This is a genomic window from Mycobacterium sp. E3298 (assembly GCF_001666895.1).
Classification (GTDB): Bacteria; Actinomycetota; Actinomycetes; order Mycobacteriales; family Mycobacteriaceae; genus Mycobacterium.
On record NZ_LZJB01000482.1, the window covers coordinates 1 to 7,226 of the forward strand.

The following is a 7,226-nucleotide window of genomic DNA, read 5'->3' on the forward strand; positions in this document are numbered from 1 at the left end:
GCCGCTGGCCGACCAGGAGCTGGTGGCCCAGGCCAAGAAACAGCATTTTTACACCGTGCTGCTCGCCGACGACGCCCCCGCGACGGCCCCCGACTGCCTGGCCGAATGCCTGCGGGCGCTGCGCAACCCCTCCGACGACGTGCAGTTCGAAATCCTGGTGGCGCCCAGCGTCGAGGACGCCATCGCCGCCGTCGCCCTGAACGGCGAGATCCAGGCCGCGATCATCCGCGACGACCTGCCGCTGCGCTCCCGAGACCGGCTGCCGCTGATGAACACCCTGCTCGGGGCCAACGAGGACGTGGACATCCCCGACCGCGCCAACGACTGGGTGGAGTGCGGCGAATGGATCCGCGAGCTGCGGCCCCACATCGATCTGTACCTGCTCACCGACGAGTCGATCGCGGCCGGCGACGACACCGAGCCCGACGTATACGACCGGACGTTCTACCGGCTCAACGACGTGACCGACCTCTACAGCACCGTGCTCGCGGGGCTGCGGAACCGTTTCTCCACACCGTTTTTCGACGCGCTGCGCGCGTACGCGGCGGCGCCGGTGGGGCAGTTCCACGCGCTGCCGGTCGCGCGCGGTGCCAGCATCTTCAACTCGAAGTCCTTGCAGGACATGGGCGAATTCTACGGCCGCAACATCTTCATGGCCGAGACCTCGACCACCTCCGGCGGCCTCGACTCGCTGCTCGACCCGCACGGCAACATCAAGAAGGCGATGGACAAGGCCGCGCACACGTGGAATTCCAACCACACGTATTTCGTCACCAACGGCACCTCGACGGCCAACAAGATCGTCGTGCAGTCGCTGACCCGGCCGGGCGACATCGTGCTGATCGACCGCAACTGCCACAAGTCGCACCACTACGGGCTGGTGCTGGCCGGGGCGTACCCGCTGTACCTGGACGCATACCCGTTGCCGCAGTTCGCCATCTACGGGGCGGTGTCGCTGCGCACCATCAAGCAGACGCTGCTCGACCTCGAGGCGGCCGGCCAACTGCACCGCGTGCGCATGCTGCTGCTGACCAACTGCACCTTCGACGGGGTGGTCTACAACCCGTTGCAGGTCATGCAGGAGGTGCTGGCGATCAAGCCCGACATCTGCTTCCTGTGGGACGAGGCGTGGTACGCCTTCGCCACCGCGGTGCCGTGGGCACGGCAGCGCACCGCCATGGTGTCGGCCGAGCGCCTCGAGCAGATGCTGGCCTCCCCGGAATACGCCGCCGAATACCGGAAATGGGCGGCCGAAATGGAACGGGTGCAAAACGGGGGGGACCGGTCCGACTGGGTGGATCGCCCGCTGCTGCCCGACCCCGCCAAGGCGCGGGTGCGGGTCTACGCGACGCACTCGACGCACAAGTCGCTCTCGGCGCTGCGGCAGGCGTCGATGATCCACGTCCGCGACCAGGACTTCAATGCCCTGAACCGGGATGCCTTCGGTGAGGCGTTCCTGACCCACACCTCGACGTCGCCGAACCAGCAGTTGCTGGCGTCGCTGGACCTGGCGCGCCGCCAGGTCGACATCGAGGGTTTCCAGCTGGTCCGGCAGACCTACGACATGGCGCTGGTATTCCGGCATCGGGTGCGCCGAGACCGGTTGATCAGCAAGTGGTTCCGCATCCTCGACGAGTCCGACCTGGTGCCCGAGGAATTCCGGGCGTCGTCGGTGAGCTCGTACCGCGAGGTCAGGCAGGGCGCGCTGGCCGAATGGAACGAGGCGTGGCGCTCCGATCAGTTCGTGCTGGATGCGACGCGGGTGACCCTGTTCGTCGGCAAGACCGGGATGAACGGGTATGACTTCCGCGAGAAGATCCTGATGGAGCGATTCGGCATCCAGATCAACAAGACGTCGATCAACAGCGTGCTGTTGATCTTCACCATCGGCGTCACGTGGTCCAGCGTGCACTACCTCCTGGACGTATTACGCAGGGTCGCAACCGATTTCGACCGCGCCGAGAACGCGGCCAGCGTCGCCGACCGGGCGTTGCAGGAGCGTCACGTCGAGGAGATCACCCAGGACCTGCCGCACCTGCCCGACTTCAGCGAGTTCGACGTCGCCTTCCGGCCCGTCGACGCGTGCGTCTTCGGTGACATGCGGTCGGCCTTCTACGCCGGCTACGAGGAGTCCGATCGCGAGCACGTCCTGATCGGCATGGCGGGGCGGCGGCTGGCCGAGGGCAAGACGCTGGTGTCCACCACGTTCGTCGTGCCCTACCCGCCGGGATTCCCGGTGCTGGTGCCCGGGCAGGTGGTCTCCAAGGAGATCATCTACTTCCTGGCCCAGCTCGACGTCAAGGAGATCCACGGGTACAACCCAGACCTCGGGCTGTCGGTCTTCACCGAGTCCGCGCTGGCGCGGATGGAGGCGCAGCGCAACGCGGCGCTGGCCGCGGTCGGTACCGCCTATCCGTCTTTCGAGTTGCCGTCGGACGCCACCGGCATGAACGGGGCCCGCAACGGTGATCGCGCCGCCGTGAGCGAAGACGCCTGAGTTAGCCGGCCTGCCGACCCGGATCCGACGTGGGCTGCGCGGGCCAGCCGAGCTCCCCTCGCAGGAGCCCGCGCGCGATCGCGTCGTGCCGGGCCGGGCTGCCGGCCGGAGCGCTCGTGGGGCAGGTGCAATTGAGGGTGTTGAACGGGCTGGGATCGGCGTTGGCCGGCGCGGCCGCCAGTAGGGCGGAGCCGAGGACCGTGGCGGCGAAAATCAGCAGTTGGGTGAGCGCGCCGTTCTGACGACGCGCGGGGCGTGCGGTATCAGACATGACAACTTAAGCGTAGGTCGCGGAGCTGGGAAGCCGCTGAGAGCGGTCAGGCGTCTTCCCGGGCCGCACTGGGGTGGCGTCCCGGCCGCTGCGGCAGCACGACGAGCAGGGCCACGATGACCGCGGCGAGCACCGCCGAGGCCAGCGGGCGGCTCAGGGCCAGGCCGCCGTCGGCCACCGGCTTGTCGATGAAGTCGCCGACCGTCGCGCCCAGCGGCCGGGTCAGGATGAACGCGACCCAGAACAACGCGACGCGCGAGATGCCGGTCCAGTAGTAGAGGGCGATCACCACGGCCAGGCCGGCCGCGAACACCAATGCGCCACGCTCGTAACCGAATCCGCGGGTGTCGGCCAGCCAATCGCCGAGCGCGGTGCCCAGGGTCTGCGAGAAGGTGATAGTCGCCCAATAGAAGGCCTCGACCTTCGGCGTCGACACGGTGGTGACCGATACGGTCCCCTCCGTCCAGCGCCAGAGGCCCAGGGTGGCCATCAGGCAACCCAACAGCAGCAGCGACCCTCCGGTGTACCCGATGCCCAGCGACCGGTCGGCGAAGTCGGCCAACGTCGTGCCGAACGTCGTCGACGCCACGATCGTCGCCCAGTACAGCGACGCATGGAAGCGCTTGGCCAGGATCTGTGCGGCAACCAGCACCACCAGCGCGACACCGAAGAGCGCGACCCCGGCGGCATAGCCCCAGTTCAGCGTCATCGTGACGGTATCGCCGCCGGTCTCACCCAAGGTGGTGGCCAAGATCTTGATGATCCAGAACCCCAGGGTTACCGCCGGAACCTTGGTCAACGCCTGCCGCGAAACGTCACTCATCCACAGTCCAGTTCGTGTCGGTGGTCATGCGCTTCGAGGGTAGCCGCGCTGAGAAAACGCCGTATTGACGCATAAGAAAAGGCTATGTTCACGCTGTGAATCGCCCTGGTGACGAGGTGGTTGCACCGCGTGGCCAAATGATCACGCACACAACGCAATTCGCAAATTCTGTCCCCTTGGACCGGACGTGAATGCTGAGCTCTTGTTATCAAATACCTTAGGGTTCAATAAGTTACGGTGTCGCCGCGGCGCCGAGGTGCCCGGCGAACGATGAAGCCCGTGCCACCATGGATTGCATGCTTACCGAGGCCGGCGGCGCACACCAACTCGGCGCGGGCGCGCGCTGGTCGGTCATGGCCGTCTCCCTGGGGGTTACGGCGACCTCGTTCCTGTTCATCAACGGCGTTGCGTTCCTGATCCCTTCGCTGCAGGGGCGCAGGGGCATTTCGTTGACCGAAGCGGGCCTGTTGTCATCGATGCCGAGTTGGGGCATGGTCGTCACGCTCGTGCTCTGGGGCTGGGTGCTGGACCGCGTCGGTGAGCGGGTCGTGCTGACCGCCGGTTCTGCGCTCACGGCGGTGGCGGCGTACGCGGCGGCGTCGGCCCACTCGATGGTGGCCGTCGGGGTCTTCCTGTTTCTCGGGGGGATGGCCGCCGCCAGCTGCAACACCGCCGGCGGCCGGCTGGTGTCCGCCTGGTTCCCGGCGCATCAACGGGGCCTGGCGATGGGCATCCGCCAGACCGCGCAACCGTTGGGGATCGCCCTGGGTGCGCTCGTGATACCGGAGCTGGCCGAGCGCGGTCCCCGTTCCGGGCTGATGTTCCTCGCGCTGATGTGCACGGTGGCCGCGATGGCCAGCGCGCTCGGGATCGTCGATCCGCCGCGAAAATCCCGCAAGATAGCCACCGAGGCCGAGCTGGCCAGCCCGTATCGCGGATCGTCCGTGCTCTGGCGAATTCACGCGGTGGGCGCCCTGCTGATGGTGCCGCAGACGGTGACCGTGACCTTCATGCTCGTGTGGCTGATACACCACCACGGGTGGTCGGTCGCCGCCGCCGGCGGCCTGGTCACCGTGTGTCAATTGCTGGGCGCGGCGGGCCGAATCGCCGTCGGGCGCTGGTCGGACCGCGTCGGCTCGCGGATGCGGCCGGTCCGCACCATCGCGGTCGGCGCCGCGCTGACCCTGTTGCTGCTCGCCCTGACCGACGGCACCGGTTCGGGTTACGACGTGTTGCTCATGGTCGTCATCTCGGTGCTCGCGGTGCTCGACAACGGGCTCGAGGCCACCGCCATCACCGAGTTCGCCGGACCGTTCTGGAGCGGGCGCGCGTTGGGTCTGCAGAACACCACCCAACGGCTGACGGCCGCCGCCGGGCCCCCGCTTTTCGGTGCGCTGATCATGGCCGCCGGATACCCGCCGGCCTGGGCGCTGTGCGCGTTGTTTCCGTTGGCGGCCGTGCCATTGGTGCCCGCGCGGTCGCGCCCTGCCGGATCGCAAGGTGTACCGCCGGGGCCCGGCCGCGATCCCGAGATGGTCGGCGCTTCGCGATAGCCCGTGCCCCAAACGGTTCCGCTCACCGCGATCGGAACCACGACGGCGGCGCCGGGGTGGCGCAATGGTGCGCCGGCTCCCGGTTTTGGCTGGTCGCCGATGAAAGCGCCCCGGCGCAATGCCCCGAGGCGCCGGCGGGGGCCCTCGTCGCTTGGCCGAAATGCGCCCCTGAGCCGCGTTAGCGTGGCCGCGTGGCGCAACCGATCAGCAGCGAGCCCAGGGCCGACCGCGCCCGCCGGGTCGCCGACGTGTTGCGCCAACAGATCCACGCCGACGCCTATCCCGCCGGGTTGCCGGCCGAACACGACCTGGCGGCCGAATTCCTGGTGTCGCGCAACACCGTTCGTGAGGCGCTTGCGCTGCTGAAGCACGAGGGGTTGATCGAGCGCGGGCCCAAGGTCGGCACGCACGTCGCCCAGCGCAAGTACTCGCACGGGCTGGACGCGTTGCTGGGGCTGAAGGAGACTTTCAAGAACCTGGGTGAGGTGCGCAACGAGGTGCGCGCCGCAATGCCCGTCGCCGCGCCGCCGTCGGTGGCCCGCCGGTTGGGGCTGGCGCCCGGCGAACAGGCGGTCTTCATCGAACGCCTGCGCTACCTCGGCGACCTGCCGCTCAGCCTCGATCTGACCTACCTGGCCCCGGGTATCGGGGAGCAGGTGCTGCGCCATCCGCTGGAGACCAACGATGTGTTCGCGCTCATCGAAGAGGTCAGCGGGCAGCGGCTGGGCTCGGCGTCGCTCGCGCTGGAGGCCATCCCCGCCGACGCGCATTCGGCGGCCACCCTGCAGGTGCCCGACGGGGCCGCACTGCTCATGCTGGAGCGGCTCACCAGTCTCGCCGACGGCACACCCGTTGACTTGGAGTACATCCGGATGCGTGGCGATCGAATCACCATGCGCGGCAGCCTGACAAGGAGCGATACATGACGCTGGTCAACAACACCCGGGCCGACGTGCCGGTGACGATCGACGAGTCGTTGTGCATCGACGGCTGCACCCTGTGCGTCGAGGTCTGTCCGCTGGACGCGCTGGCGATCAACCCCGACACCGGCAAGGCATTCATGCACGTCGACGAGTGCTGGTACTGCGGCCCCTGCGCGGCTCGGTGTCCGACCGGCGCCGTCACCGTGAACATGCCCTATCTCCTCCGCTGAAACCCGATGCCATCATGAAAAAGCATGCCCTCCGGCTGCTTTCGGTGGCGAGCGCGCTGGCCGTGTTCGCCAACGGGTGCTCGCTGGAATCGTTCTCGCAATCCTCCGGCGTGGTCAACGTCGTGGTGGGATACCAGTCGAAGACCATCAACACGGTGACCGCCGGCACGCTGCTGCGTGCGCAGGGCTACCTCGAGCGGCGGCTCGCCGACATCACCACCCGCACCGGCACCAGATACGCCGTGCGCTGGCAGGATTACGACACCGGCGCCCCGATCACCGCCCAGATGCTTGCCGAGAAGATCGACATCGGATCGATGGGCGACTACCCGATGCTGATCAACGGGTCCAAGACCCAGGCCAACCCGCTGGCCCGCACGGAAATGGTGTCGGTCACCGGCTACAACCCCAAGGGCGCGCTGAACATGGTTGTGGTGGCGCCCGATTCGCCGGCGACCGCGCTCGCCGACCTGGCCGGCGCCAAGGTGTCGGCCAGTGTGGGCTCCGCGGGCCACGGCACGTTAGTGCGTGCGCTGGGCAGGGCCGGCATCACCGGCGTCGAGGTACTCAACCAGCAGCCCCAGGTTGGCGCGTCCGCGCTGGAATCGGGTCAGGTGAACGGGCTTTCGCAGTTCGTCGCGTGGCCCGGGCTGCTGGTGTACCAGGGCAAGGCCAAGCTGCTGTACGACGGGGCCGAGCTGAACCTGCCGACGCTGCACGGCGTGGTGGTGCGACGCGCATATGCGTCCTCGCACCCGGAGGTGCTGGCGGCGTTCCTGCAGGCGCAACTGGACGCCACCGACTTCCTCAACGATAAGCCGCTCGAGGCGGCGCGCATCGTCGCCCAGGCCAGCGGTCTGCCGCAGGAGGTGGTGTACCTCTACAACGGCCCCGGCGGGACGTCGTTCGACACCACGCTCAAGCCGTCG

Annotated in this window: 7 protein-coding genes; 5 read left to right on the forward strand and 2 right to left on the reverse strand. The window is 68.1% G+C overall.

Going from position 1 to position 7,226, the window contains the following annotated elements; genetic code table 11:
* Nucleotides 1-2,497 (forward strand): aminotransferase class I/II-fold pyridoxal phosphate-dependent enzyme (locus A9X05_RS21950; protein WP_067784048.1); only part of this gene is annotated, 2,497 nt, incomplete at its 5' end.
* A 1-nt stretch (nt 2,498) separates the two neighbouring features.
* Here A9X05_RS21950 and A9X05_RS21955 read toward each other — a convergent pair.
* A complete protein-coding gene (locus tag A9X05_RS21955; protein ID WP_067752845.1) occupies nt 2,499-2,768 on the reverse strand; it encodes a hypothetical protein in 270 nt (89 codons plus the stop codon).
* Nucleotides 2,769-2,814: 46 nt separating this feature from the next.
* Entirely contained in the window at nt 2,815-3,591 is a 777-nt protein-coding gene (locus tag A9X05_RS21960; RefSeq protein ID WP_067784049.1) for a hypothetical protein, read from the reverse strand.
* Nucleotides 3,592-3,887: 296 nt separating this feature from the next.
* Here A9X05_RS21960 and A9X05_RS21965 point away from each other — a divergent pair, with 296 nt between their 5' ends.
* The 4 genes from A9X05_RS21965 to A9X05_RS21980 all read left to right on the forward strand — a co-directional run.
* Nucleotides 3,888-5,144 (forward strand): MFS transporter, encoded by a 1,257-nt coding sequence (locus tag A9X05_RS21965; RefSeq protein ID WP_068263982.1) that lies wholly within the window; start codon nt 3,888-3,890, stop codon nt 5,142-5,144.
* 191 nt (nt 5,145-5,335) lie between these two features.
* Nucleotides 5,336-6,070, forward strand: a complete 735-nt coding sequence (locus A9X05_RS21970) for a GntR family transcriptional regulator (protein ID WP_067784051.1) — start codon at nt 5,336-5,338, stop codon at nt 6,068-6,070.
* The gene (locus tag A9X05_RS21975) at nt 6,067-6,297 is read left to right on the forward strand and encodes a ferredoxin family protein (RefSeq protein WP_067752861.1); all 231 of its coding nucleotides are present in this window, start codon (nt 6,067-6,069) and stop codon (nt 6,295-6,297) included. The genes A9X05_RS21970 and A9X05_RS21975 overlap by 4 nt, the downstream gene beginning before the upstream one ends.
* A gap of 14 nt (nt 6,298-6,311) precedes the next feature.
* Nucleotides 6,312-7,226, forward strand: a 915-nt coding sequence (locus A9X05_RS21980; protein ID WP_067784052.1) for an ABC transporter substrate-binding protein, incomplete at its 3' end; no start/stop codon positions are given.

Bases quoted from the DNA above. Each gene is read 5' to 3' on its own strand.
- A9X05_RS21975 (WP_067752861.1), top strand. From the start codon at position 6,067: ATGACGCTGGTCAACAACACCCGGGCCGACGTGCCGGTGACGATCGAC.
- A9X05_RS21960 (WP_067784049.1), bottom strand. From the start codon at position 3,591: ATGAGTGACGTTTCGCGGCAGGCGTTGACCAAGGTTCCGGCGGTAACC.
- A9X05_RS21965 (WP_068263982.1), top strand. From the start codon at position 3,888: ATGCTTACCGAGGCCGGCGGCGCACACCAACTCGGCGCGGGCGCGCGC.
- A9X05_RS21955 (WP_067752845.1), bottom strand. From the start codon at position 2,768: ATGTCTGATACCGCACGCCCCGCGCGTCGTCAGAACGGCGCGCTCACC.